Source organism: Altibacter sp., assembly GCF_019913785.1.
Lineage (GTDB): Bacteria > Bacteroidota > Bacteroidia > Flavobacteriales > Flavobacteriaceae > Altibacter.
Map to the genome: position 1 here is coordinate 23,534 of NZ_JAIOHK010000035.1, position 25,959 is coordinate 49,492.

Consider the following 25,959-nt stretch of genomic DNA (forward strand, 5'->3'; position numbering starts at 1 on the left):
TTATCGTAGCAAAAAGTAATTATTTAAAATCATCCCCTTCTCTAATGGTCTGCCACCATTCTTTGATACAACAATGAGGAAGCCTTGCTTTCTGAAATTTCTTTCAGCGACAACCTATTGTTTTGTACAGGTTGAGGTGCCGGAAAAATATCGTTCAATGCAGCTGCCAATAAAGGTTCGTTAACATTTCCAAGGGTTCCTAAATTACTGTAATCTTCGTCCACTTCAATATCCGGGAAGAGGCCGTCGACAAAATCAGTTGTCCCGTTGGCGTTAGCCGTCTTAAATACCAATGGCAACATGGCGTAGGTGTGGCCGGGGTTTGCCTGACTCCGGTCGAATCCGGGAGCAGGAGCATCGTACAACAAAAAGGAAGCCTGAAATTTACCGGTAGTAGTTCCACCTACCTGGATAACCGAAATATACGGATCGAGACCATTAATGACCAATTCGCTTGCTGAGGCTGATCTTTTGGTCGTTAAGATGTACACTCGGCTTAAATTCAGACTGTTGATGGCTTCTCCGGTCTGTATGGTAGTGTCGAATAGCCCGGGACTCGAATACTCGGCTTGTCGGTCTTCGTTCCATATTTCAGAATAAAAAAGTTCTCCTGTAAATTGCCCGGTAATCATGCTGCCTAGGTCAACGGCATTTTCTACCGAACCACCACCATTGTAGCGAAGGTCCAGTACCAGTTCGGTGATCCCATCGGCTTTAAATTGTCCAAAAGCAGCATTGAGTTGTGGTGCGAAGTTTCTGGTAAAGGCGTTGTACATTAAATACCCGATATTTTGTCCGTTTACGTTTAACGTTTGAGCCAGGTGGATCGGGTTTTCAGAAACTTCTGCCTTCGTAAGTGACTTACTTTCTCCGGTTGGTGTAATAGTTTGTCCGTCGAAGGTAGCCAGACCAATGCTATAGGCATCGGGAGCCAACAAGGTACTAAAGTTGGTATCGGTGAGCTGTTGCCCATCAACGGTGTTGAATATCATGCCTCGTTGTAGACTCGCCGCGGCGGCACTTGTGTTGGGAACCACGTAGCGCACATATCCAAAGACATTATTGCTGTTGTCCGGGTAGAGTACAAGTCCGAACTCCATTCCGTTGCTCAGGGTGATGCCGTTTAGTGCGTTTTCCAGTTCGATATAATCGTCTACCAGGATGCTAAAACGGTCCTGAGAAGATTTCAGAAAATCGAATAGAGATTCGGGGGTGCTGTAGTTACTTAAGAAGGCATCCAATTCATTTTGATCGGCAAAGGCATCGTTGGCGAGTTCGGGTGTATCGGCTTTGTACAGGTAAAAGTAGTTGAGTCCGCGATAGATAAAGTTTTGAATATCCAGGGCCGAAGCAACTTGAATGTCATCATCCCGATCTTTAAAACAAGAAGTAAACGTAATGGAAACTGCGAGTAAAACAAGGAGAAGGTTCTTTTTCATCTAATAGGGTTTAAAACGGGATATATCTTGTAAACCCCGAATTTAATGACATTATTGTGAGTAAAAAAATATGTTATTATAAATTTTTGAGTTTATAAGAGAAGTACATTTAATAGATATTGAGCATTGAAAATAAAACTGTAACAAAAATCGAGCTGATTCGTCGTAATGAAAGAACGGCCTCTTAAATTAAGTTCACTAACCAAATAAGATGAAGCAAAGGGAGTTTTTATCGACGGTAATGCCATTTAAAGACAAGTTGTACAGACTTGCCAAAAGGCTCCTTGTTTCAAGTGAAGAAGCCGAAGATGCTGTTCAAGAAGTGTATTTGAAATTATGGAATGGGAAGGATCGTATAAAGAATTATGTCAACCCTGAAGCTTTTGCCATTACAATGACGAAGAACTATTGTTTGGATCGTTTAAAATCGAAACAGGCCGCTAATCTGAAAATTGTACACAGTAATTATCAAAATTCTGATAATCTGGAGAAAAAGGTGGAAGCCAATGACGGAGTTAGCATTGTATTCAAAATAATGGAAACCCTTCCGGAACAACAACGAATGATCTTACAGCTTCGGGATGTAGAGCAATTTGAGTTTGCCGAAATTGCCCAAATGCTGGAAAGTAACGAAACAGCAGTTAGAGTTTCCCTATCGAGGGCACGAAAAACTGTAAGAGAACAATTAATAAAACAATACAATTATGGAGTTAGCTAAAATAGAACAACTCTTGGAAGCCTATTTTGAAGGCACTACCACACTGGTGGAAGAAGCAAGCCTTCGGGATTATTTTTCAGGCTCTGAGGTAGCCCCTCAGTTCGTGATGTATCAACCCCTGTTTGTCGGGCTGAAACAGGCCAAAGGTGAAGTGTCTCATAAAGAGATTCGTCTTCCGTCTCCCGCTTTCAATTTGAATTCATGGTGGTATGGCATTGCAGCTATGTTAGTAGTAGGGGTAGCCATTGGAAGTGTTCTGTTTTCACAACCTCAGTTATCACAGGAAGAAAAAGAAGCAGTGGCTGCCTTTGAAAAATCGAAGGAGACCTTACGCCTGCTTTCTGAAAGCTTAAATAAAGGAACCGAAGAATTGGCCTATTTAAATGAATTTACCAAAGGCACCTCTTCCATTGCACATATCAATCAATTTACAGACACAAAAAACAAAATTTTAAAATAATCTTTAAACACAAGCACATGAAAAAGTTAGCAATAGTAATCGCCCTAATATGTACTCCGCTCGTTGGGTTTTCACAGACCTTCGATTCGTTCGAAGATGAAAAAGACGTGAGCTCGGTCATCGTTACCAAAAATATGTTTAAGCTCTTGAGCAAGATAGATCTCGAATCCAATGATCCTGAAGCACAAGAGTATATGGAACTGGTCAACAATCTTGATAATATTAAGATTTACACCACAGAAAACCCTGAAGTCGCCGCTCGTATGAATACGGCAGTTACAAATTATGTAAGCAAGTCGAAAGCATTGAGTGAGTTAATGCGTGTAAAAGACGACGGTAAGAATATCAAGTTCTATTCGAAAGAAGGTAAGAATGAAAATTTCGTTAGCGAGTTGTTAATGCACCTAGACGGCAATGTAGACGGTAAAAAGATGACCGTTATTATGAGTATTACAGGAAACATCGATCTAAAGAAAATATCTAAACTTACACAGGACCTGAAGGTTCCCGGAAGTGAAGAGTTGAAGAATATTGATAAAAAGAAAAAGTCGTAACATGGTACTTTCAAGATATTTAATTCCGCTGGCTATAGTAGCACTGGCATTGTTTGGATGCAATAGTGAATCCTCACTGCAACGATACCTGGTGGACAAACAAGAAGACAATAACTTTGTAAAAGTAGATCTGGCAACCAGTTTACTGCAAAGCGAGAACGCCGACTTTACCCAAGAGGAACAGGATATACTCAATACGGTTAAGAAAATAAACGTGGTGGCTTACCCTAAGAAAGCGGAGAATATGGCCGAATATGAGGCTGAAAAGGACAAACTGAAGAAGATAATTGGTCAGGAGAAATACAAGACCTTGATTAAGTATGGCTCTAACAATAAGGGTGCAACGCTAAAGTATTTAGGTGAGGAAGATGCAATTGACGAGTTAATCGTCTTTGCCAGTGATGACGATCGAGGATTTGCCGTATTTAGATTGTTAGGAGATAATATGCGTCCGGACAGTATGCTCAAGCTGATGAATTCTATTGACAATGGCGATATAGATGCTTCAAAACTTAAAAGTATTGGAGAATTATTCAATACAAAGGGCGACAGTATTTAAGCAAGTACTGCTCAATAAAAAAAGCCTCCCAAATGGAGGCTTTTTTATATTCCGGTATAATTGGCCGGGCTAATCGCCCTCATTTCATTTTTAATGGCTTCGGAAACATCCAAGATCTCAATAAAATCGGCTATAGATTTTTGAGTAATGGCTTCGTTAGTACGTGTTAATCCTTTCAAGGCCTCATAGGGATTTGGATAGGCTTCACGGCGAAGAATGGTTTGGATCGCTTCGGCCACAACGGCCCAGTTGTTCTCCAAATCTTCGGCAATCTTGGATTCGTTCAATAGTAATTTGTTCAAACCCTTTAAGGTAGACTGAAAAGCGATTACGGTATGTCCCACGGGAACTCCAATATTACGCAACACCGTGCTGTCCGTTAGGTCACGCTGCAATCGGCTAATGGGAAGTTTTGCTGAAAGATGCTCAAAAAGGGCATTCGCAATTCCCAAATTCCCTTCGCTGTTTTCGAAATCGATAGGATTCACCTTATGTGGCATGGCACTGGAACCCACTTCGCCTTTTTTAATTTTCTGCTTAAAATATTCCATGGAAACATAGGTCCAGATATCTCGATCCAGATCTATCAAGATATTGTTGATGCGCTTTAAGGTATCGAATAGAGCCGCCATATGGTCGTAATGCTCTATTTGTGTAGTTGGAAACGAATGGTGCAAGCCTAGCTTTTCTTGTACGAATTGTGTTCCGAAGGCTTTCCAATCGATATTGGGATAGGCCACCTTATGTGCGTTAAAATTTCCGGTGGCACCCCCAAACTTGGCGGCACTTTTAATATCGTTCAACAGATCAAACTGTTCTTGCAGTCGCACCACAAAGACTTCGATTTCTTTTCCCAAACGGGTTGGAGAGGCCGGCTGCCCGTGTGTACGTGCCAACATAGGGATATTGGCCCATTCTTGGGATAATTCGGCTAACTTATCTTTTACAGCAAATAATTGAGGCACGTATACCTCATTCATGGCATCTTTCAGAGAAAGCGGAATGGCCGTATTGTTAATGTCCTGTGAAGTAAGTCCGAAGTGAATAAACTCTTTGTATTTCTGAAGTCCTAACGCATCAAACTTTTCTTTAATAAAGTACTCTACGGCCTTCACATCGTGATTGGTGACTTTCTCAGTTTCTTTGATTAGGATGGCATCCTGCACCGAAAATTCCAGATATAAGGCACGGAGGTCCGAAAAAAGCTGTTTGTCAAATTTATTTAGTTGCGGTAACGGAAGTTCCACCAAGGCAATAAAATACTCAATTTCAACCTGTACGCGATATCGAATGAGTGCTTCTTCCGAAAAGAATGGAATGAGCGCAGCGGTCTTTGTGGCGTATCTGCCATCGATGGGTGAAATTGCTTGTAATGCGTTGGTTGTCATGCGTATAATTTTGATGGTTCTCCGCGCTTTTCCTACGCAGAAGAAAGTGGCAAAGATACTAATTTGTTGGTAGTTTTACAGCAGTAATGCGGACTTATTGCTTACTAATTTTCTTCAAGACTTGTTTCCCTCTTGCCTTATAGGCAGGACTATTTTCATGGATGTTTTCTGAGATGATCGCGTGTAGTTCGAGATGGATCCAATCGAATTCGGTCCCTAAATAAAACAAGGTGGTCATAGCATACACTTTGCAGGCGACTTTTTGATCGGAAATCAACCAGTCAAAGCAACATGTAGTCATCACTTCTTTATGATCTGAAGTAAGCAGTTTAAGAAGCCTTGGCTCTTTGTGTTTGTAATAAGAAACCGCAAGCATTTCACAAATTTTAGCCAAGGGCCGAAGCGCCTGATCCCGGTATACCGTGGGTAGATCCTTAAAAAATCGATCGAGGTACGGATGCAACAATCCGAGTTGTTCAATACAAACAAATTCTAAAATCCAGGTTGCCCGATACGATAATTCGGTTTCAATTTGAAAGCAATGATCTAGCAACTCAGGAAAGGTTTCAGGATGGTCCAATACCCATATAGCTACATCGAGGCGAGATTGTCGATAGGCCTTGGTATTTTTGAGTTTATCTAAAAGTATTTCAGAAGCCATCTTTCCAATCTTTTAACAACCCAATCGCTTTGGGCAAACCGGTAGTGGCCTTTTCAGCAAAAACAGTGATACGTTCGTTCGAATTCATGGATGGTTTCGGATCGATAAAATAGATTGGTGCAGTATACGGAGCAAACTCAACAAGTCCCGCTGCCGGATATACCTGCATGGAGGTGCCAATAATTATAATGGTATCTGCCTCCTGAACAATCTGAATGGCTTCTTCCATCATAGGAACCGGCTCCCCAAACCAAACAATATGAGGTCTCAGTTGATAGTTGTTTTTGCATAGGTCACCCACACAGAGATCGGTTCGCCAATCTAAAATGTTATTTTCGTTGTAGGTGCTCCTTACTTTTAACAACTCGCCGTGTAAATGAACCACCTGTGAACTGCCGGCACGTTCGTGTAAATCGTCTACATTTTGAGTGATGATGCTTACTTCGTGCAGGGTTTCCAGTTTGGCTAGCGCTATATGCGCGCTATTGGGCGCCACCTGCAACAATTGTTTTCGTCTTTGATTATAAAAATCGAGTACGAGTTCAGGATTGCGTTCAAATCCTTCCGGAGATGCCACGTCCATTACGTTATGACCTTCCCAGAGGCCATTGCTGTCACGAAATGTATTGAGTCCGCTTTCGGCACTCATTCCGGCCCCTGTAAGTACTGTAATTTTCATTTTCTGAATTTTTTCACTAAGAATATGACAATCCTTCCTAACTTTATCGATGAAAGCTAAAATTACTTATTTCTGTTGGATAAACAACTTTTTGACTATTTACAAACCTTACTGACCGACCGACGAAGAACGCTATTTAAAGAGGTGTTGGCGCAGCGTACACGGCATTTTACCGTGGTGACCGAAGACGTTTATCAATTGCATAATTCCAGTGCCGTAATGCGCAGTTGCGATGTGTTTGGAATTCAGGACCTACACGTGGTAGAAGAGAAATACGGTAAGAGGATTGACAAGGAAATAGCCATGGGCGCCCAAAAATGGGTGAGCTTGCACCGTTACGATTCAATTCGAGCATGTATTTCAACGCTTCGTGAGCGGGACTACCAAATTATCGCCACCACGCCGCATGATGGATCCACGCTGTTGCACGAATTCAATGTGGATAAAAAGAGCGCTTTTTTCTTCGGAAAGGAAAACGATGGTCTTAGTGATTTGGTGCTAAAAGAGGCCGATGGGGTGTTAAAGATACCTATGTACGGCTTTACCGAAAGTTTGAACATATCGGTCTCTGCTGCTATTATTTTGCAAGAAGTCGTTACGCGGATGCGCATTGAGGAAGTGGCTTGGGAGCTTTCCGAAGCAGAAAAACTTGAAATCGAAATGGATTGGACCCAAAGAACCATTAAAAGTGCTCCCGAAATCATCGAACGGTATTACCAAGAGAAAAATTCGTAATTTTATACAAATAACTAATCACTTATTGAAATGATAGTCGTATACATTCTTCTAGGCATTCTTGCCTTACTGATTCTCCTTGCAATTATAGCTCCAAAAGAATACGAATTTAAGCGAAGTATCATTATAGATAAACCGGTTTCTGAAGTATTTCAATACGTGAAACTGGTCAAGAACCAGGATTACTGGTCTCCATGGAAAAAACGAGACCCGAATATGAAACAATCGTTTACCGGCACCGACGGGACTATCGGATTTATTTCGAAGTGGGAAAGTGACCACAAACAGGTAGGTGCAGGAGAACAGGAAATAAAAAATATAATCGACAAGGAGCGTGTAGAGACCGAATTGCGATTTCTAAAACCATGGAAATCGGTGAGTAATGCCTACTTGATCACAAATGGGGTTGATGACTCCAAAACAGAAGTGATCTGGGGATTTAAAGGAGTTAACAAAGTGCCTTTCAATATTATGATGCTCGTGTATAATATGGACAAGGCAGTTGGAAAAGATTTCGAAGAAGGCCTTACAAGCTTAAAGGAATTATTAGAACAAAAATAAAAAGGATTTATTATGAAGCACAATACATTCGCTTGGATAGAAATTCCTGTGAACGATATGGCTCGGGCCTCAAAGTTTTACGAAAAGGTATTCAATGTTTCGTTGCAACAGGTAGATTTTGGAGGTATGTTGATGGCGTGGTTTCCCAATGCGGGAGAAGAAGCAACGGGAGCCACGGGTACGCTTATCAAACAAGAGAGTTATGTGCCAAGTATGGAAGGCCCAATGGTGTATTTCTACAGCAAAAATGTCCAAAATGAACTTGATCGTGTGGTCGGAGCAGGGGGAGAGATTTATCAAGAAAAAACCATGATTTCTCCAGATCATGGCTATATGGGCGTTTTTATCGATTCGGAAGGGAATCGCATTGCTTTACATTCGAAAGAATAATTTTCAACAGGAATAGCCAGATCTAACAACGTCAATATGCAGCTAGTTTTCGCAACCCACAACGAACATAAGTTTAAGGAAGTAAAAGCCTTATTGCCCCATCACTTAGAATTATTAAGCCTTAACGATATTGGTTGTAAGGAGGACATACCCGAAACAGCCGATACTATTGAGGGTAATGCTATTCTGAAAGCGAACTATGTGAAAAATGTGTACGGTTATGATTGTTTTGCTGATGATACCGGACTAGAAGTTGCTATCCTTAATGGAGCCCCCGGAGTGTACAGTGCCCGATATGCAGGCCCGGAAAACAATGCCGAAGCCAATATGAAGAAATTGCTGGAAAAGCTCAAAGGAATTGAAACAAGAGACGCCCGATTTAAAACCGCCATCGCACTTACATTAAAGGGGGCACATACGGTATTCCTTGGAATATGTGAAGGGTCTATTACCAAAATGCCTCGAGGATCGAAAGGCTTTGGCTACGATCCTATTTTTTTACCCAAAGGTCAATCTGAGACTTTTGCTGAAATGTCCCTGCTTCAAAAGAGTGAGATTGGACATCGCGGAAAAGCCATGCGACAATTGATTGAGTATCTTTCTGAATAACAAGCTGGTAGCAGAAAACTTGACCATTTCATAAAAAACTCCCAACACACTCACAGAATTCAATTTAAAGAGTATCTTTGCCGCTTGAAAATCCTCAGGGTGAGGTAGTACTGTAAGGAGTGATAAGGTTTATTTGTCGTGTTCGCTTCAGTAAGTACAAATAAACATTTTAGCACATTCTATGTCTACATTTACATCGTTAGGCCTTAACGAGAATTTACTCAAGGCCATAACCGATATGGGTTTCGAAACCCCTTCGGAAGTACAACAAAAAACAATTCCACTTCTTTTAGAACGCGAAACCGATCTGGTATCCCTAGCACAAACTGGAACCGGGAAAACGGCTGCCTTCGGATTTCCAATGCTGCAAAAGATTGACGCAGCAAGCAAAACCACTCAGGGACTTATCCTGTCACCAACGCGTGAGCTGTGTATGCAGATCGCCAACGAAATGAACAGCTACGGAAAGTACGTCAAAGGTTTGAACGTGGTTGCTATCTATGGTGGTGCCAGCATTTCCGAACAAGCAAAGCAAATTAAAAGAGGCGCGCAGATCATTGTGGCTACTCCGGGTCGTATGAAAGATATGATTGGGCGCAGAATGATCGATATTTCAAAAATTGAATACTGTGTTCTCGATGAGGCCGACGAAATGTTGAATATGGGCTTCTATGAAGATATCACCGAAATCCTTTCCCATTCACCCGAAAGCAAGAGTACCTGGTTGTTTAGCGCGACTATGCCAAAGGAGGTGGCTTCCATTGCAAAGAAATTTATGCACACCCCGGTCGAAATTACCGTGGGATCTAAAAACGTAAGCACCAATACGGTTTCACACGAATACTACTTGGTGAATGCTCGCGATCGCTACGCTGCTTTAAAAAGATTGTGCGACGCCAATCCCGATATCTTTTCGGTGATATTTTGTCGTACAAAACGGGATACGCAAAAAGTAGCCGAGCAACTGATTACCGATGGTTATAATGCCGCTGCCCTGCACGGAGATTTAAGTCAGAATCAACGAGATATCGTGATGAAATCTTTCCGTAACCGTCAAATTCAGATGCTGGTAGCGACCGATGTGGCTGCGCGTGGAATCGATGTGGACGATATAACCCATGTGATCAATTACCAATTACCCGACGAGATTGAAACCTATACACACCGAAGCGGACGTACAGGACGGGCCGGTAAGAGTGGTGTTTCTATAGTCATTGTTTCTAAGAGTGAAGTGCGAAAGATTCACAGTATTGAGAAGATGATTCAGAAGAAATTTGAGCAGAAAGACATTCCCGGTGGCATGGAGATATGTGAAGTACAATTGTTTCATTTGGCCAACAGCATAAAAAATACAGAGATCAACCACGAGATTGATGCGTATTTACCCAATATCAATGAAGTGCTAGCCGATTTCAGTAAGGAAGAGTTGATCAAGAAAGTCTTTACGGTTGAGTTTACCAGATTCTACAATTATTACAAAAAGACGAAAGATTTAAACACCCTAAGCGGTGGAAATGTGGACTATGCCGAAAGTGACGGAAAAGACTCTACGCGGTATTTTATAAATATTGGTGCGAAGGATGATTTCGATTGGATGACCTTAAAGGATTTCCTTCGTGATTTATTAGACCTTCAGAAGGACGATGTCTATAAAGTAGATGTAAAGGACTCCTTTTCATTTTTCAATACCGATACCGTGCATCAGGAATTGGTAATGGGTGTTTTTAACGACTTTAAATTGGACGGTAGAAACATATCGATTGAAATTTCTAAAGATAGAGGGGGTCGTGGAAGATCCGGTGGCGGTAGAGGCCGCAGTGATAGAGACCGTGGTGGAAGAAGTAGCAGTCGCAGTGGCGGCGGATTTAAAGGAAAGAGTAGCGGTGGAGATAGAGGCGGCTTTAAAAAGCGTTCCGAATCGGGAGATGATCGTCCAAAATTTGCCGGAAAAAGCCGAAGAAGAAATGAAAAGCCTAAAAATGCAGGAACCGGAGGTAAACGGCGTCGCAGAAGTTAAAAATTGCTTAAAACTGATTTTCGTCAAACTTTAGGTCTTTTTTATCGTCTATATTGTAACTCGATTTCCTTATGCTATGAGAAACATTATATTCCTTTTATTAGTTGTTAGTGTCAACTTATCCTGGTCGCAGGAATCCTTAGTGCAACCGCCACTGATTAAAGGAAAGGTGCTCAACGATGCCAATAACGACCCCTTGGAGAATGTGAATATTGTCAACCTGAACAGCGTGGTAGGTGCTACTACCGATGAGAAGGGCGATTTTGAAATTCGTGCTGTGGTCAATGACACGCTGTATTTTAGTTATTTGGGCTTTAAATCAATTCGGGTTCGCGTGACCAATGACTGGATGAAGTTTGGGGAGATTAAAATTAAGATGACTGAATTAGGAATCGCCTTGGAAGAAGTTGTGGTACGTCCTGTACAATTGACCGGTTATGTAGAAGTAGATGCTAAGACCATTCCTATTTACGATAATTACCGTTATCGAATTAGTGGGGTCAATACCGGTTACGAAGGAGGAAACCAACAACCGGGAGCGGTAAATAAGGTGCTCAGTGCTATTTTTAATCCGGCCGATTTCCTCTACAATGTCTTTGGCAAACGACCGAAGCAAATGCGGAAACTTCGTAAGATGAAGGAAGATGATGATATACGAAATCTGCTTCAAAGTAAATTCGATAGAGAAACCTTGATGGCCGTGCTTCAGTTGGAACGAGCCGATATTGATGAAATCCTTAATAAATGTAGCTATTCCAGCGACTTTATACGTACCGCAAGCGACTTACAGATCTTGGATGCGATTAGCGAATGTTATGAAGAATATAAGGTGTTGAACAGAGGGAAAAGCAAGGGTAAATAGGGTATGCTCCAACCTATTGTTCATTACAGTTTTCATTTTTTACTTCCCGGATTAATAGCCTGGGTTTTCTTTAGATCACAGTGGAAAAAAGCTTGGTTGATTATGATTGCTACCATCCTTGTAGATTTGGACCATCTTATCGCAGATCCAATTTTTTCTCCGCAACGCTGCAGTATTAACTTTCATCCCTTACACAGCTATATAGCCATCACAGCATATTTCGGAATGTTATTTTTCAAAAAGACCCGTATTGTTGCGGTGGGGTTATTGTTGCACATGCTCACAGATGGTTTGGATTGTCTGTGGATGAGGTAATTCCCTGTTAGCGATGGTGATAGGGTTCGTTTCGTAAGATGGTAAAAGCCCGGTAGAGCTGTTCCACGAAGAACAAACGTACCATTTGGTGAGAAAAGGTCATCGATGAAAGTGAGATTTTACCAGTTGCTCTTGCATATAATTCATCGCTAAATCCATAAGGTCCTCCAATGACAAATACTAAGTTTTTTAATCCGCTGTTCATTTTTTTCTGAAGAAATTCAGAAAACCCCACCGAACTATACGTTTTCCCCTTTTCATCTAACAGCAAAACGATGTCACTTGGGATTAACCTTTTAAGAATTTCATCTCCTTCGGCTTGTTTTTGAAGTGCTTCGGAAAGGTTCTTGGCATTCTTGATATCGGGAATTATTTCCATGGAAAAAGGCACGTAATGCCCCAGGCGTTTTTGGTAGTCTTCTAATAGCGATTCCAATGCCTTGTCGTCGGTTTTTCCAATGGCCAATACAGTAATTTTCATCTGTTGCTTTTGAGAATTTAAAAATACAAAGATAAAATGGGTTGACTTCCAAGTTCCGGTATCGGTCTTCGAACTTTTTACGTTATTTTTACTAAAAATTGAATCGAATGATTTCAAAAAAACAATTCAATAGAGAAATAGACAAGATCATCTCGAATGCAATTCGCGAAGATGTAGGGGATGGTGATCATAGTTCTTTGGCATGTATCCCCGAAGACGCTGTGGGCAAAGCAAAGCTATTGGTGAAGGACGAGGGGATTATAGCCGGAGTGGATTTCGCCCGACAAGTATTTGACTTTGTAGATCCCGGGCTAAAGGTCGATATTAAGATCACAGATGGCAGTAAGGTGAAGCACGGAGATGTTTGTTTTTATGTTTCCGGACTATCCCAGTCTATACTGAAGAGTGAACGGCTTGTACTGAATGCCATGCAGCGAATGAGTGCCATTGCTACCAAAACAAATGAATATGTGCAACTGCTGGAAGGTACCGGCACCAAAATATTGGATACCCGAAAAACAACACCGGGCATTCGTGCCTTAGAGAAATGGGCGGTAAAAATAGGAGGAGGGGAAAATCACCGCTTTGCCTTGTACGATATGATTATGCTAAAGGACAACCATATTGATTTCTGTGGTGGGATTACAAAAGCGATTCAAAAAACCAAAGAATACCTCCAAGATCATAGCTTTAATCTAAAAATTATCGTGGAGGCTAGAAACTTGAAAGAAATTGAGGAGATCCTTGAAAACGAAGGGGTATACCGTATTCTGATCGATAATTTCAATTATGAAGATACGCGAAAGGCGGTTCAATTAATTGGAGATACCTGCCTTACAGAATCCAGTGGCGGGATCACCTTAGAGACTGCTAGGAAATATGCCGAATGTGGCGTTGATTATATTTCGAGTGGGGCCTTAACACACTCTGTATATAATATGGACCTTAGCTTAAAGGCAGTGTAATGGCAACAGAAGCCGAAGGTTATATCACAAAGATTCCAATACTTAGAAGCCTGGTAACGCTTAGCAGACGCATCAAGCTTCCCGGGTTTAAGGGGTTGTCGTTGTATGATCTATTAGAAATGTATGGACGAGGCATCGTAAAAGGAACATTTTCTTCGAGAGCCAGTTCGATTGCATATAGCTTTTTTGTGGCCCTATTTCCCTTTGTGCTCTTTATGCTGAATTTGATTCCTATAATTCCTATAGAAGGATTTCAAACGCGTTTCTTGATATTTATTGAAGAATTGTTGCCGCCACAGACAGCCGAATTCTTCTATCCTACCATCGCAGATATTGCGGTAAACCCGAGAGGAGGAGGGCTGTTGTCCTTTGTTTTTTTCCTGTCCTTATTTTTGGCCGCCAATGGAGTTAACGCCATCTTTAGCGCCTTCGAATACTCCTTCCATGTGACGATCAATCGCGGGTTTTTTAAGCAATACGTGGTTGCCTTGGTGGTGTCTATCTTTTTGGCATTGTTATTGTTAATCACGGTAGGAGTCATCCTGTATGGAGAATACGCCATTAGCAGTTTAAAAGGAAACGAGTACATACAGAACGATCTCTTTTGGATTTCAGCGTTACAGCTTACGGTCTTTGTTGTCATGGTCTATATTATAATATCGACACTTTATTATTACGGTACAAAAGAAGGAAAGGAATCGAAATTCTTTTCGATAGGCGCCTTGGTTACTACCCTGTTGTTCTTGTTGACAACCTACTTTTTCGGAATCTATATCAACAATTTTTCAAAATACAATGAGTTGTACGGTTCGATTGGTGCTCTATTGATTATGATGTTATATATTTGGATTAACGCAAACCTATTGTTGTTAGGATTTGAATTGAATATTTCCCTACAACGATTGAAAGATAAATGCTAATTTTAACCTAACACTTTTAATTATATCAAAATGAAAAATCTATTGTTACTTATTATCTCCATCGTTACTGTAAATGTTTCTGTAGCTCAGACAGAAGTTGGTAGCGTAACCTTGCCAAATTCGGTGAATTTTGGTGGTGAGGAGCTCGCCTTAAACGGTGCCGGAATTAGAAGAAAGGCAATGGTACTCAAATTGTACTCTGGAGGATTATACCTTGCAAAAAAATCCAGCGACGCAAAAAGTATCATGAATGCCGATGAAACCATGGCGATCAAATTGGTCATCACATCGTCATTTGTTTCCAGTGAAGCCATGAGTGAGGCCGTAGAAGAAGGGTTTGAAGCCTCTATGGGCGGAAATACTTCTTCCTTGGATTCGGAAATAAAAAAATTCATCACCTTCTTCAGCGATGAGATTGTAGAAAACGACACCTTCGATATTACCTATCAGAAAGGACGTGGTGTGGTAGCTTACAAAAACGGGAAGGAACTAGGAACTGTTTCCGGTATGAAGTTTAAGAAAGCCTTATTTGGAATTTGGCTTGGAAATGATCCTGTAGATAGCAAGCTGAAAAAAGGAATGTTAGGCAAATAACAAAAACATATTTAGTAGTATCTTTAGGCTGCCCAATCGGGTGGCCTAATTTTTTTTCAGCACGTGTATTTTATAGATGTTATACTTCCAATTCCGTTAAAGCAAACCTTTACCTATAGTGTAAACAAAGACGAGGCTGCTTTTCTGCGACAAGGCATGCGGGTGGCCGTCCCTTTTGGGAAATCGAAAATTTACACAGGTATAGTCTATGTGGTGCACCAATCGGCTCCTTCGGGCTATGAAACCAAATCCATAGACCATATTCTGGACGAGAACCCGCTTATTACCTCCTTGCAAATAAAACATTGGGAGTGGATGGCTTCCTACTATATGTGTACGTTGGGGGAAGTGATACGCGCTGCGTTGCCCTCTGCCTTCCTGTTGGAGAGTGAAACTATTATTAGGTTAGCTTCGGAAAGGCAGGTAGATGAAACGGATTTTAGCGATGATGAATTCTTGGTATTCGAAGCCTTGCAACATCAAGCGACCCTACACATCAATGATATCCGCTCCATATTGGATAGGAGGCAGGTGGTAAGTGTGCTTCAGAAATTACTTCAGAAAGGAATCATACAGGTACAGGAAGAGGTGTACGAACAATACACGCCAAAACTGAAACGCTACATCAAGCTCGCTCCCGTATATGCCAAAGAAGAAAGTCTACGTGAATTACTCGATAGCTTGTCCAGAGCTCCGAAGCAGCGGCAAATGCTGATGACGCTCTTTATGCTGAATGCACAGGAAAAAAAGCCGGTGGATGCGATTCAGTTACAGCGAAAAAGCGATAGTACTGCGGCCGTTTTAAAAGCACTGATTGATAAGGGTATTTTAGAGGAATACTTTATTCAGAAGGATAGGATGGAATACAAGGGGGATGAAGCCTCAGATCTAAAAAAATTGAATGAGGCACAGTTGCGGGCTTATTCCCAAATTAAAACTTCTTTCGAAACACAGGATGTCACCTTGCTACATGGTGTGACCTCCAGTGGTAAGACCGAGATCTATGTAAAGCTTATAGCCGAAATAATTGCCACTGGGAAACAGGTCTTGTACATGCTCCCTGAAATTGCATTGACGACCCAGCTTATTGGGCGACTTCAGCATTATTTTGCAGATCAGGTTGCGGTCTATCATTCAAAGTATTCTACCAACGAACGAGTTGAAGTATGGAGCAATGTTTTGCACAGCAAACCCAAAGCACAGATCGTGATTGGGGCACGCTCCTCCTTGTTCTTACCTTTTAGCAACCTAGGATTGATCATTGTGGACGAAGAGCACGAGCCTTCTTTTAAACAGTACAATCCCGCACCACGGTATCACGGACGCGATAGCGCGGTAGTTTTGGCCAAGCTTCACACTGCAAAAACCTTGATGGGCAGTGCTACTCCGGCGCTGGAAAGCTATCACAATGCCAGACAAGGCAAGTACGGTCTCGTTCACTTAGCATTGCGTTTCGGAAATGTTATGATGCCCGAAATTGAACTGGTAGATATCAAGGAGAAGCACCGCAAGAAACAAATGACGGGTCATTTCAGTGATACCTTACTCGCCAAAATGAACGAAGCACTGGATAATAACGAGCAGGTGATCCTGTTTCAAAATAGACGCGGGTATGCCCCGGTAGTAGAATGTACCACCTGTGGTGTTTCGCCCCAATGTCCCAATTGCGATGTGAGTTTAACGTTTCATCAATTCAAGAACGAACTGCGCTGTCACTATTGCGGCTATCATATGGCTATGTTGCCATCGTGTATGGCATGTGGAAGTGAAACCTTAGATAACAAAGGCTTTGGTACCGAACAGATTGAAACCGAATTGAAGTCCTTATTCCCGGAGCACCGAATAGCCCGGATGGACCAGGATACCACCAAAGGAAAGCATGCCTATTCGAAACTCATCGATGCATTGGAGAATCAGGAAATTGACATCCTAGTTGGAACACAGATGTTGGCCAAGGGGTTGGATTTTCGGGAAGTTAGTTTGGTGGGGGTAATGAATGCCGATAATTTATTGAACTTCCCCGATTTTAGGGCACATGAGCGTAGTTTTCAATTGTTACAGCAGGTTTCGGGTAGGGCAGGACGTACGCAAAAACGTGGTAAGGTCCTTATTCAGACCTATAACCCCTACCATCAAATCCTTCAACAGGTAAGTGTAAACGACTACGAAGGTATGTATAAGCAACAGGTGGAGGAGCGCTATCAATATAAATATCCTCCCTTTTTCAGAATTATAAAGATCACCTTTAAAGATAAGAATCAGCAGAAAATGCAAAAAGGAGCGACTTGGTTTGGGCAAGCACTGCAATTAAAATTGGATGAGTATGTGTTGGGGCCTGAAGCACCTCCTGTGGGGCGTGTTCGGAATTTGTATATTTCAAATATATTGGTCAAGATTCCAAAAAAGAGTTCCCTTTCAAAAACCAAAAAGTTTATTGATGGGGTACAGCGAAGTTTTAATTCCATCAAGGAATTTTCAACGGTTCGCGTAACAATAGATGTGGATAATTATTAGGTGCGCATGGTAGCGGCAAGGGCTTCTACCAGATCGGCTTTCCTGTTTCTACTCAGCGGCAACTGCTCTTTATCAAGCTCAATCACCTTGCTGTTGTAGCGTTCTACCTTATCTAAATTCACGATATAGGATTTGTGAATGCGTAAAAAACGATCGTTAGGAAGCAGCGACTCGAACGCTTTCATGGTAGAAAGCACCACCAATGCGTCATGTTCCGTCACTAATTTCACATAATCGCCAAGGGCTTCAATATACCGAAGCTCATTAAGAAATACTTTTCGCTTTTTCAGATTACTTTTTACGAAAATAAAGTCCTCTTCATCAAAACCATCATCATTCTTCAGTTTGTAATTGGTTATAGCTTTGTGGACCGCATTTAAAAACCGTTCTTTCGAGATCGGCTTCCGAAGATAATCAACGGCGTCGTAATCAAAAGCTTTAAAGGCATACTTGGTCTTCCCGGTAACAAAGATAATCTGTGGTTTGTGGGTAAGATCGTCTAATAGGTCGAATCCAGAGAGGATCGGCATTTCAATATCTAAAAAGATAAGATCAATCTCTGTAGTTGCTAACCCCATCTTAGCTTCAATGGCATTATTGTACTCGGCTACGAGATCCAACGACGGATGATTCTCAATCAATTTTACAATAGAAAGGCGTTGCAATGTAGAATCGTCTACGATGGCACACTTAAGTATTGGTTTGTCCACAGTTAGGTAGTTTTTGGTACAGCAATTATAAGTAAAAAATCGATGAATGACAAGTTTTTTTAACATTTGTCGTGAAAATTAGTCACTTTATCAATTCTTGTAGGAAAAAAGGCATGGTTTGAAAGAAGTGAAAATAGTGTTTGAAAATATGAAATAAAGTAGTATTTTTGCACGCTCTTGGCAAAGTGCCAGGATATAAATCAATTTTTAATATCGATTTTTTATGAATCATTACGAAACTGTTTTCATCTTAAATCCCGTTTTATCTGAAGAACAGATAAAGGAAACAGTTAAGAAATACGAAGATATTCTTGTTTCTAAAGGTGCTAAGATGATATCCAAAGAGAATTGGGGGCTAAAAAAATTAGCCTACGCAATTCAACACAAAAAAAGTGGTTTTTATCACTTGTTTGAGTACACCACTCCAGGTGACGCAATTAACGAACTAGAAGTAGAGTTTAGAAGAGATGAGCGCATTATGCGTTATCTAACGGTTGCCCTTGATAAGCACGCTGTTGCTTGGGCAGAAAGAAGAAGAGTTCGTGATAACAAAAAAACCGCATAAGCCATGGCAACATTACAACAACAAGCAAAAGGAAAAAAAGACGGAGAGATCAGATATCTTACTCCGCTAAACATTGAGACTTCAAAGGCGAAGAAATATTGCATGTTTAAGAAGTCGGGTATCAAGTATGTAGACTACAAAGATCCGGATTTCTTGATGCGATTCGTAAACGAACAAGGTAAGATCTTACCTAGACGATTGACAGGAACTTCATTAAAGTACCAACGTAAAGTAGCTGTAGCTGTGAAAAGAGCACGTCATTTAGCGTTGATGCCGTACGTAGCCGATTTATTAAAATAAAAAGCAGATAGGATTATGGAACTTATATTAAAAAATGACGTAGAAAACCTAGGTTTTGCAGATGACGTAGTCAATGTGAAAAATGGGTACGGTAGAAACTTTTTGATTCCACAAGGTCTTGCTATTCTAGCAACTCCTTCTGCAAAAAAAGTTTTGGCTGAAACCTTAAAGCAACGCGCTTACAAAGAAAAGAAAGTCATTGAAGACGCACAGACGGAAGCTGATAAGTTAAACGGATTGGAAATTAAAATTACTTCTAAAGCAGGTGAAGGAGACAAGTTATTTGGATCTATCACCAATGCGAACCTTGCCGAAGCCCTTGAAAAAGAAGGTGTGACTGTTGAGAAGAAGTATATTGCTATCGCCGGAGGTACCATTAAACGTACCGGACAGTACGAAGCGACCATTCGTTTCCACAGAGATGTGATTTCAAACTTCACATTCGATGTAATTGCTGAAGCAAAATAATTAGAACAAACATTTATATTTAAACCTCGGCAACTGTCGGGGTTTTTTTTAGCCTTATCATGAAATACACGCGCCTTACTAAAGAACAGTTGGAGGAACTTCACAGGGAGTTTATCAATTTTCTTGCTGCACAAACCATCACTGTTCAAGAATGGGATGCGATTAAAAAGGACAAGCCGGAAGTCGCCGAGCAAGAACTAGATGTGTTTAGTGACCTTATTTGGGAAGGCGTGCTTTCAAAGGCCGAGTTCCTAGAAAATATTTCCAACCACCAGTTGTTTCTTTTTAAATTAGAGGAAACTTCCATGCGTTTAATTGTGGTAAAAGTGACCGATACTTCCATCGATCTAACAACTTCGGAAGGCTATAAATGGCTTCAGCAAAATTTTACCTCAGACGAGGTGGAATTTTTACAGGCTTCCAAGGAATATTCGGAAGACAAGCACAAGGATATTTTTGAATTGGTACAACAAGGCTCCGTAATTACGAAAGGAGACCTATATCAATTTTTTGAACGGCTTGTAAACAATTAATGGTCTCTTTCTTCAAATCCTTCTTTGCCCTTTTTTCCTATCCTTTTTACGATCAAATAAAGCAGAATAGCAGCTATAACACCTAAGAACAGGATATAGCAAATGACAATCGCCAAAGTTGAGTAATCATTCATTATCTCAGTTTTACAGCCGTGCCATAGGCCAATATTTCGGAGGCTCCTTGCATCACCATGCTGGTTGCTAAGCGCACATTTACAATCGCATCGGCGCCTTGTTTTTGACCGTCATCCATCATGCGTTGAATCGCCTGCTCTCTTGCATGTGCTTGAAGTTTGGTATATTCTTCAATCTCTCCACCGACTATGTTTTTAAGTCCGGCGAAAATGTCCCTACCAATATGTCGGGCACGCACGGTACTGCCGCGGGCTACCCCAAGGATCTCAATTATTTCCTTATTCGGAATAGTTTCTGTTGTTGTGATGATCATAGTGAAATTCATTAAAAATTACTCGTATCTCAAACTTTCAATTGGATCTAATCTAGCTGCTTTTGAAGCGGGATACGATCCTGCAATCACAGCGGTTAAGAACGAAATAATGGTTGCGCCTATCAATGCACCCCAAGGGAGTGAAAAGGCAAAGCCCGTAAAGCTTGCAAAGGCCCATCCGGTAATAATTCCAAGAATGATCCCCAAGACACTGCCCAATTGTCCAATTACTATGGTTTCTATAAAAAATTGCGTTGAAATCGTAGATCTTTTGGCACCCATGGCCTTCCGAACCCCAATCTCTCGGGTGCGTTCGGTGACCGAAACCAACATAATATTCATCAACGCAATAGAAGACCCTAAGATGGTAATAATACTAATGATCCAGGCAGCCATTTCCAAAACACCGGTGATTTCACCTATCCGATTGATGAGGTCGTCACTGCGTTCTATTCCGAAGTTATTCTCTTCTACGGGACTGAGGCCGCGTACATTTCTGAAAGTAACTATCGCAGCATCTTCGGCCCCTTGCATCATTTCTTTGTCCTCTACCATCACGCTAATGGTGTAGTTGATATTTGGATCGGTAAAAATACCTCGTGCTACCTGAATGGGGATGAGCACCTTTAAATCCTGATTGTTACCAAAAGTGGCTCCTTTCGATTCGAGTACTCCAACCACTTTAAATTTAACACCTCGGATGCTAATGGTTTTATTTATGGGGTCGTCGTTCCTAAAGATGCTTTTCAGAAAGTCGGAACCAATCAAACACACCTTATTGTTGTTCTCTATATCGAAGACATTGAATTCCCTTCCTTTGTCTACATCGGTTCCCGTATTTTCCAGATAATGTTCGTTTACGCCGTATACCTGTACTTCGGGGTCGGTTTTTTCGTTTTCAAATTTAACTTCTGCCCGATTGGTTCCTCTAAAGGAAACCGAAGTTTGTGTATACGGATAATTATAGATGTCTACAAATTTCCGCAGATCATCGTAACTTATAATTGGGTTTATTTTTTCAACCTCGCCACTATTGTTGCGCTGTACGTTAAATTCATATCGCTGAATATTAAACGTATTTGCTCCCATGGAAGCAAAATCACTCGAAATGGTATTCTCCAATGCCTTAACGGCACTTAGAATTCCTACGAGTGCCCAGATACCAATTCCAATGATGACTATGGTTAGTACGGTTCTAAGAAGCTGACTTCTAATGGAGTCGAGTGCAATACGAACATTTTCCCGAAAAAGTGAAAACATAGTGGTTGGGTGAGCGGTTTATCGTTAGACTATAATCTGTGTATAAAGTTACAATTTCGGCATTATTTTAAGATATTTGCAGGGAATTTAAATCTAAGAATCTAACAATCCAAATATCTAATAATCCAACATTCTAAAAAAGTGGCTCAAAAACCCTCCATACCCAAAGGAACTCGAGATTTTTCTCCTGCCGAAGTCGTAAAACGCAACTACATTATGAACACCATAAAAAGTTGTTTTACCACCTATGGTTTTCAACCTATTGAAACCCCTTCGTTTGAAAATAGCGAGACCTTGATGGGAAAGTATGGAGAGGAAGGCGATCGATTGATTTTTAAGATTCTGAATAGTGGGGATTATCTAAAGAAAGCGGATGATTCAGTTTTAAAAGAAAAAGACAGTGTTAAACTTACATCGAGTATTTCCGAAAAAGCATTGCGCTATGACCTTACAGTGCCTTTTGCGCGTTATGTAGTCCAAAACCAGAATGACATCACCTTTCCGTTTAAACGCTATCAAATTCAACCCGTATGGCGCGCCGACAGGCCCCAAAAAGGACGTTTTAGAGAGTTCTTTCAATGTGATGCCGATGTGGTAGGGAGCAATTCCCTGTGGCAGGAAGTGGAATTGGTACAATTGTACGATGCCGTTTTTGCAAAGTTAAAGTTGGCAGGCGTTACCATAAAATTGAACAATCGGAAGATTTTGAGTGGTATTGCTGAAGTGATTGGTGCCGAAGACAGGCTTATCGATTTTACCGTGGCGTTGGACAAGCTGGATAAGATAGGGAAGGACGGCGTTAAAACCGAAATGCGTTCCAAAGGAATTTCAGAAAACGCCATACAAAAGGTTCAACCCTTATTTGAAGCCAAAGGAACGGCTTCGGAAAAGTTGGCGATGCTTAAAGAATTATTAGCTACTTCGGCAATAGGCTTACAAGGTGTTTCGGAACTCGAATTTATCACTACCACCATAACCACACTAGGATTGGAAACGGCTGGTTTCGAAATAGATGTCACCTTGGCTAGAGGTCTAAACTATTATACGGGAGCCATTTTTGAAGTTTCAGCTCCTGAAGCGGTGAATATGGGAAGTATTGGTGGCGGTGGCCGCTACGACGATCTTACGGGGATCTTCGGACTTAAAGACGTGAGTGGGGTAGGAATCTCGTTTGGTTTGGACCGAATTTACCTTGTATTGGAGGAATTAGATCTTTTTCCTGAAACCGTTTCCGAAGTGACCAAAGTACTCTTTATCAATTTTGGTAAAGCCGAAGCCTTGTATGCCATGAAGGCCATTACAAAACTTCGACGCGCCGGAATCACTGCCGAATTGTACCCTGATGCGGCCAAGATGGGCAAGCAGATGGGCTATGCAGACAAGCGTAGCATTCCGTTTGTGGTCCTAGCCGGTGAAAAAGAACTAGAAAGCCAAAGTTTTACCCTTAAAAATATGAAGAGTGGCGAACAGAATGAGTTTTCGTTCGCTACGCTTCAAAATAAGTTGAAATAAATACAAACTTATCTTTGCACCAGATGATTTTGTTTTTATCTTTGCGCCCGCCTAACCTAAGGTTTCGCACTAATTTGGCGAGGTAGCTCAGGTGGTTACCCGCCCGTACCGAACGCAACGTTCGGGCGGGGAGCGTCGGATTCATAACCCGAAGGTGAACGGAAATAATCACCAACATTTGGCGAGGTAGCTCAGGTGGTTAGAGCGTCGGATTCATAACCCGGAGGTCTCGAGTTCAAGTCTCGATCTCGCTACATTTATTAAACACTGGAAATAACGGTTTAGTTCACGCTAAGCCGTTTTTTTATGCGTTCCTTCAACGTAATAATTACATTTGACTTCAGAAAAGAACACTTTTTTGACAAGATTGGAATTCATAGTGAATTTTTCGGCCTTAAAAATTTATAATACCAACGGTTTTTAACGATGAAATCTTAACCCACTTCACGTTAAATTGATTTATAAAAAAACCCTGACGTCCATTGAATAGCCATCAGGGTTTAAATATTAATTCAACATTATTTTATTGCCACAACCGCGTTATCTTCGCTTTCTGGTTTGTTGGGCTTCTAATTTCAATTTTATCTTCTCCTGTTTTTTTGCTTTTAAATCTAATTTAGGAGCTTTTAAGGTTTTTCCTCTAGCCATGATTACTTTGATTTAAATTATGAATATTCGATTTAGAACCTAATAACAGTCGTTAAGTCGTTAAAAAGACACCCTAACCCGCGAGTTACTCTCTTCTGCAATGCAAAAGAAGAGTTAAATGATATAAGGTTTAACGGACTGTTTTAAGCACACTCGCAGTGCTTACAAAATCGGGAAGATAATTTTCAATTTACCAATTTGAAACTTTGGCCGATGCAAACTAATACCATCAAAGGATGCTATTAATTGAAAAGTGATATGTTGCAATTTATCGGACATAATCGTGCATTGAAAATATTCATTACAAGGCAAACATAGGCCTTATTATTGAAATTAAAAATTAAATATTTCTTAAAATTCTGCGCCCGTTTCTCTTTAAAAATTTTAAAATGATAACAATTGAGACACGCGACAAATTAAAACCTTAAACCGCTTCTTATTACTCTTTTTTGGCAAGAAACAGACGAGTAAAAAAGTATCACTAGGGACATTATTACCCGATTAATCCTTTTCAATAATAATAATTAAATTTTATAAGACACTGTAAAACAGATTATTAATAACATTTTTAAAAGTTAGTTGTGTTGATGGCACATGTATTGAAAATTGGGTCACGTATACTATTAATTGTTTGAAATTTACCGAGAGGATGACGAAACCTAATAACATGATACAGGTATGATATATATAGGGATAGTAAAAGAGCCCGATTTTGAAACAAGAATTTGTCTGCTACCAAAAGAAGTTAGTTTAGTTATAGATCAATTAGGATTGGAAGTTATAATTGAAACTGGCTTGGGGGAGGCATTGGGAGTTTCAAATAGGGACTACGAAGCTGCCGGTGCGGCATTACATAGTCGTGCCTTTGTTTTAAAACATGCCGATTATATTTTGTCGATAAATGATTTTCCCGAAATATTAGATGGTGAAAAATTAAAAAATCGGATTGGTATTTTCAATATGTTATTCTATCAGGAAAGGGTTGATAAATTTCTCGGTAAGAACATTTCGGTTTTTAGTCTGGATCTATTACCTCGTTCAACTTTAGCACAATCTATGGATGTATTGTCCTCTATGGCTTCTTTGGCAGGATACCAAGCTGTATTAAAAGCTACCTCCCATTACAGTGGCTCTTTACCGATGTTTACGACCGCCGCAGGAACCTTGAATCCTGCTAAGGTGCTAATATTAGGCGCTGGTGTAGCCGGGTTACAAGCAATTGCAACAGCCAAACGTTTGGGAGCGATAGTAGAAGCCTTTGATGTGCGAAAATCGTCTGCGGAAGAAGTTAGGAGCCTTGGTGCCAATTTTATTGAGGTAGAAGGATATGAGGATAGTGAGAATACGGGTGGCTATGCCGTGGAGCAATCGGAAGAATATCTCAAAAAACAGAAAAAGTTAATTCACCGACATATTGCGAATGCAAATATTGTTATCTCAACCGCGAATATCCCCGGAAAGAAAGCACCAATTCTAATAGACATCGAAGCGCTCGATGCTATGTCACCAGGCTCAGTTGTGATAGACTTAGCGGCAGAACAAGGTGGGAATTGTGAAATTACACAAAACGGAAAAACGGTTATTTATAATAATGTCACAATTGTAGGCCATTCGTATTTATCGAGAGAAATGTCAAAGGCCGCCTCACAATTATTATCTGCTAATTTTTATAGCTTTTTAAAATACTTGATCAACACTAATAAAGAAGGCGATCCCATAATTAACAGTTGCCAAGTTATTGATACCGGTAAAATTTCGCATCCTCAATTAATTCATAAATTTGAACTTGTATAAGCTATGGAATTTATTCAAAATAATCTTGAACTCGTTTACTTCGTTATATTTTGCATTTTTATAGGAATAGAGGTGATAGCCAATGTTCCGGCAATTCTTCACACTCCCTTAATGTCCGGAGCCAACGCGATTAGTGGTGTTATTATGCTCGGTGCGGTCATCATGTTATTTCAGATACCACCAACCAATTATCTATTGCTTTGTTTGGGTGGAATCGCTGTATTTCTAGGAGCCTTAAATATTTCCGGAGGCTTTTTTGTGACAGGCAGAATGCTGAAAATGTTCAACACCAAAAAATAA

Annotated in this window: 31 protein-coding genes and 1 tRNA gene; 23 read left to right on the top strand and 9 right to left on the bottom strand. The window is 40.7% G+C overall.

Going from position 1 to position 25,959, the window contains the following annotated elements; translation table 11 throughout:
- Positions 1-41: 41 nt before the first annotated feature.
- On the bottom strand, positions 42-1,439 hold the full coding sequence (locus K8F54_RS05655) for a S41 family peptidase (protein WP_290788268.1): 1,398 nt from the start codon (positions 1,437-1,439) through the stop codon (positions 42-44).
- 211 nt (positions 1,440-1,650) lie between these two features.
- Here K8F54_RS05655 and K8F54_RS05660 point away from each other — a divergent pair, with 211 nt between their 5' ends.
- The 4 genes from K8F54_RS05660 to K8F54_RS05675 are packed head-to-tail and all read left to right on the top strand — an operon-like array spanning position 1,651 to position 3,730.
- Positions 1,651-2,157 carry an RNA polymerase sigma factor gene (locus tag K8F54_RS05660; protein ID WP_290788271.1) on the top strand — a complete coding sequence of 169 codons (507 nt, stop codon included), beginning with the start codon at positions 1,651-1,653 and terminating at the stop codon, positions 2,155-2,157.
- The gene (locus K8F54_RS05665) at positions 2,144-2,617 is read left to right on the top strand and encodes a hypothetical protein (RefSeq protein WP_290788274.1); all 474 of its coding nucleotides are present in this window, start codon (positions 2,144-2,146) and stop codon (positions 2,615-2,617) included. Before K8F54_RS05660 ends, K8F54_RS05665 begins: the two co-directional genes overlap by 14 nt.
- Before the next feature lie 17 nt (positions 2,618-2,634).
- A complete protein-coding gene (locus K8F54_RS05670) occupies positions 2,635-3,171 on the top strand; it encodes a DUF4252 domain-containing protein (protein WP_290788277.1) in 537 nt (178 codons plus the stop codon).
- A 1-nt stretch (position 3,172) separates the two neighbouring features.
- Complete coding sequence (locus tag K8F54_RS05675) at positions 3,173-3,730, top strand: DUF4252 domain-containing protein (RefSeq protein WP_290788280.1); 558 nt, start codon at positions 3,173-3,175, stop codon at positions 3,728-3,730.
- Between the two features lie 44 nt (positions 3,731-3,774).
- Here K8F54_RS05675 and purB read toward each other — a convergent pair whose 3' ends face one another.
- From purB to K8F54_RS05690, 3 genes are all read right to left on the bottom strand, one after another.
- Positions 3,775-5,118 (bottom strand): adenylosuccinate lyase, encoded by a 1,344-nt coding sequence (gene purB / locus K8F54_RS05680; RefSeq protein WP_290788283.1) that lies wholly within the window; start codon positions 5,116-5,118, stop codon positions 3,775-3,777.
- A gap of 94 nt (positions 5,119-5,212) precedes the next feature.
- Complete coding sequence (locus K8F54_RS05685; RefSeq protein WP_290788285.1) at positions 5,213-5,779, bottom strand: adenylosuccinate lyase; 567 nt, start codon at positions 5,777-5,779, stop codon at positions 5,213-5,215.
- Positions 5,769-6,458, bottom strand: a complete 690-nt coding sequence (locus tag K8F54_RS05690) for an NAD-dependent deacylase (protein WP_290788288.1) — start codon at positions 6,456-6,458, stop codon at positions 5,769-5,771. The genes K8F54_RS05685 and K8F54_RS05690 overlap by 11 nt, the downstream gene beginning before the upstream one ends.
- A 72-nt stretch (positions 6,459-6,530) precedes the next feature.
- Here K8F54_RS05690 and K8F54_RS05695 point away from each other — a divergent pair, with 72 nt between their 5' ends.
- The 7 genes from K8F54_RS05695 (at position 6,531) to K8F54_RS05725 (ending at position 11,947) form a co-directional block, all read left to right on the top strand.
- Positions 6,531-7,193, top strand: a complete 663-nt coding sequence (locus K8F54_RS05695) for an RNA methyltransferase (protein WP_290788559.1) — start codon at positions 6,531-6,533, stop codon at positions 7,191-7,193.
- Between the two features lie 30 nt (positions 7,194-7,223).
- Entirely contained in the window at positions 7,224-7,754 is a 531-nt protein-coding gene (locus K8F54_RS05700; protein WP_290788291.1) for an SRPBCC family protein, read from the top strand.
- Positions 7,755-7,766: 12 nt separating this feature from the next.
- Positions 7,767-8,144, top strand: a complete 378-nt coding sequence (locus tag K8F54_RS05705) for a VOC family protein (RefSeq protein WP_290788294.1) — start codon at positions 7,767-7,769, stop codon at positions 8,142-8,144.
- Between the two features lie 36 nt (positions 8,145-8,180).
- A complete protein-coding gene (locus tag K8F54_RS05710) occupies positions 8,181-8,753 on the top strand; it encodes a non-canonical purine NTP diphosphatase (protein WP_290788297.1) in 573 nt (190 codons plus the stop codon).
- 181 nt (positions 8,754-8,934) lie between these two features.
- Positions 8,935-10,770 carry a DEAD/DEAH box helicase gene (locus tag K8F54_RS05715; RefSeq protein ID WP_290788300.1) on the top strand — a complete coding sequence of 612 codons (1,836 nt, stop codon included), beginning with the start codon at positions 8,935-8,937 and terminating at the stop codon, positions 10,768-10,770.
- A 76-nt stretch (positions 10,771-10,846) separates the two neighbouring features.
- Entirely contained in the window at positions 10,847-11,632 is a 786-nt protein-coding gene (locus tag K8F54_RS05720; RefSeq protein ID WP_290788303.1) for a carboxypeptidase-like regulatory domain-containing protein, read from the top strand.
- A 3-nt stretch (positions 11,633-11,635) separates the two neighbouring features.
- Positions 11,636-11,947: a DUF6122 family protein gene (locus K8F54_RS05725; RefSeq protein WP_290788306.1), complete on the top strand. Its 312-nt coding sequence runs from the start codon at positions 11,636-11,638 to the stop codon at positions 11,945-11,947.
- A 7-nt stretch (positions 11,948-11,954) separates the two neighbouring features.
- Here K8F54_RS05725 and rlmH read toward each other — a convergent pair whose 3' ends face one another.
- The gene (rlmH, locus tag K8F54_RS05730; RefSeq protein WP_290788308.1) at positions 11,955-12,428 is read right to left on the bottom strand and encodes a 23S rRNA (pseudouridine(1915)-N(3))-methyltransferase RlmH; all 474 of its coding nucleotides are present in this window, start codon (positions 12,426-12,428) and stop codon (positions 11,955-11,957) included.
- 107 nt (positions 12,429-12,535) lie between these two features.
- Here rlmH and nadC point away from each other — a divergent pair, with 107 nt between their 5' ends.
- The 4 genes from nadC (at position 12,536) to priA (ending at position 17,421) form a co-directional block, all read left to right on the top strand.
- The gene (nadC, locus tag K8F54_RS05735) at positions 12,536-13,393 is read left to right on the top strand and encodes a carboxylating nicotinate-nucleotide diphosphorylase (protein ID WP_290788312.1); all 858 of its coding nucleotides are present in this window, start codon (positions 12,536-12,538) and stop codon (positions 13,391-13,393) included.
- Positions 13,393-14,313 carry a YihY/virulence factor BrkB family protein gene (locus K8F54_RS05740; protein WP_290788315.1) on the top strand — a complete coding sequence of 307 codons (921 nt, stop codon included), beginning with the start codon at positions 13,393-13,395 and terminating at the stop codon, positions 14,311-14,313. Before nadC ends, K8F54_RS05740 begins: the two co-directional genes overlap by 1 nt.
- Positions 14,314-14,343: 30 nt before the next feature.
- Positions 14,344-14,907, top strand: a complete 564-nt coding sequence (locus tag K8F54_RS05745; RefSeq protein WP_290788318.1) for a chalcone isomerase family protein — start codon at positions 14,344-14,346, stop codon at positions 14,905-14,907.
- Between the two features lie 63 nt (positions 14,908-14,970).
- Complete coding sequence (gene priA / locus K8F54_RS05750) at positions 14,971-17,421, top strand: primosomal protein N' (protein ID WP_290788321.1); 2,451 nt, start codon at positions 14,971-14,973, stop codon at positions 17,419-17,421.
- Here the strand turns inward: priA and K8F54_RS05755 are convergent.
- Positions 17,418-18,131, bottom strand: coding sequence for a LytTR family DNA-binding domain-containing protein (locus tag K8F54_RS05755; protein ID WP_290788323.1), 714 nt, complete (start codon positions 18,129-18,131; stop codon positions 17,418-17,420). The two genes, priA and K8F54_RS05755, sit on opposite strands and share 4 nt — an antisense overlap.
- Before the next feature lie 223 nt (positions 18,132-18,354).
- Here K8F54_RS05755 and rpsF point away from each other — a divergent pair, with 223 nt between their 5' ends.
- Genes rpsF through K8F54_RS05775 form a run of 4 tightly spaced genes read left to right on the top strand, consistent with a single transcriptional unit; the run spans position 18,355 to position 19,997 of the window.
- On the top strand, positions 18,355-18,696 hold the full coding sequence (rpsF, locus tag K8F54_RS05760) for a 30S ribosomal protein S6 (protein WP_290788326.1): 342 nt from the start codon (positions 18,355-18,357) through the stop codon (positions 18,694-18,696).
- Positions 18,697-18,699: 3 nt separating this feature from the next.
- On the top strand, positions 18,700-18,996 hold the full coding sequence (gene rpsR / locus K8F54_RS05765; RefSeq protein WP_290788329.1) for a 30S ribosomal protein S18: 297 nt from the start codon (positions 18,700-18,702) through the stop codon (positions 18,994-18,996).
- Positions 18,997-19,011: 15 nt separating this feature from the next.
- A complete protein-coding gene (gene rplI, locus K8F54_RS05770) occupies positions 19,012-19,464 on the top strand; it encodes a 50S ribosomal protein L9 (RefSeq protein ID WP_290788332.1) in 453 nt (150 codons plus the stop codon).
- Between the two features lie 59 nt (positions 19,465-19,523).
- Positions 19,524-19,997 carry a DUF6495 family protein gene (locus K8F54_RS05775; RefSeq protein ID WP_290788335.1) on the top strand — a complete coding sequence of 158 codons (474 nt, stop codon included), beginning with the start codon at positions 19,524-19,526 and terminating at the stop codon, positions 19,995-19,997.
- Here K8F54_RS05775 and K8F54_RS05780 read toward each other — a convergent pair.
- The 3 genes from K8F54_RS05780 to K8F54_RS05790 are packed head-to-tail and all read right to left on the bottom strand — an operon-like array spanning position 19,994 to position 21,705.
- Positions 19,994-20,131 (bottom strand): hypothetical protein, encoded by a 138-nt coding sequence (locus tag K8F54_RS05780; RefSeq protein ID WP_290788338.1) that lies wholly within the window; start codon positions 20,129-20,131, stop codon positions 19,994-19,996. The two genes, K8F54_RS05775 and K8F54_RS05780, sit on opposite strands and share 4 nt — an antisense overlap.
- Positions 20,131-20,445, bottom strand: a complete 315-nt coding sequence (locus K8F54_RS05785) for a YbjQ family protein (protein ID WP_290788340.1) — start codon at positions 20,443-20,445, stop codon at positions 20,131-20,133. The genes K8F54_RS05780 and K8F54_RS05785 overlap by 1 nt, the downstream gene beginning before the upstream one ends.
- 18 nt (positions 20,446-20,463) lie before the next feature.
- Complete coding sequence (locus K8F54_RS05790) at positions 20,464-21,705, bottom strand: ABC transporter permease (RefSeq protein ID WP_290788342.1); 1,242 nt, start codon at positions 21,703-21,705, stop codon at positions 20,464-20,466.
- 141 nt (positions 21,706-21,846) lie between these two features.
- On the opposite strand from K8F54_RS05790, the gene hisS reads away from it, so the two are divergent.
- The 4 genes from hisS to K8F54_RS05810 all read left to right on the top strand — a co-directional run bounded on the left by hisS (position 21,847) and on the right by K8F54_RS05810 (position 25,959).
- Complete coding sequence (hisS, locus tag K8F54_RS05795) at positions 21,847-23,217, top strand: histidine--tRNA ligase (protein ID WP_290788345.1); 1,371 nt, start codon at positions 21,847-21,849, stop codon at positions 23,215-23,217.
- Between the two features lie 180 nt (positions 23,218-23,397).
- Positions 23,398-23,471: transfer RNA gene (locus K8F54_RS05800), tRNA-Met, on the top strand.
- 1,072 nt (positions 23,472-24,543) lie between these two features.
- Positions 24,544-25,659 (top strand): NAD(P) transhydrogenase subunit alpha, encoded by a 1,116-nt coding sequence (locus K8F54_RS05805; RefSeq protein WP_290788347.1) that lies wholly within the window; start codon positions 24,544-24,546, stop codon positions 25,657-25,659.
- Positions 25,660-25,662: 3 nt separating this feature from the next.
- On the top strand, positions 25,663-25,959 hold the full coding sequence (locus K8F54_RS05810) for an NAD(P) transhydrogenase subunit alpha (protein ID WP_290788350.1): 297 nt from the start codon (positions 25,663-25,665) through the stop codon (positions 25,957-25,959).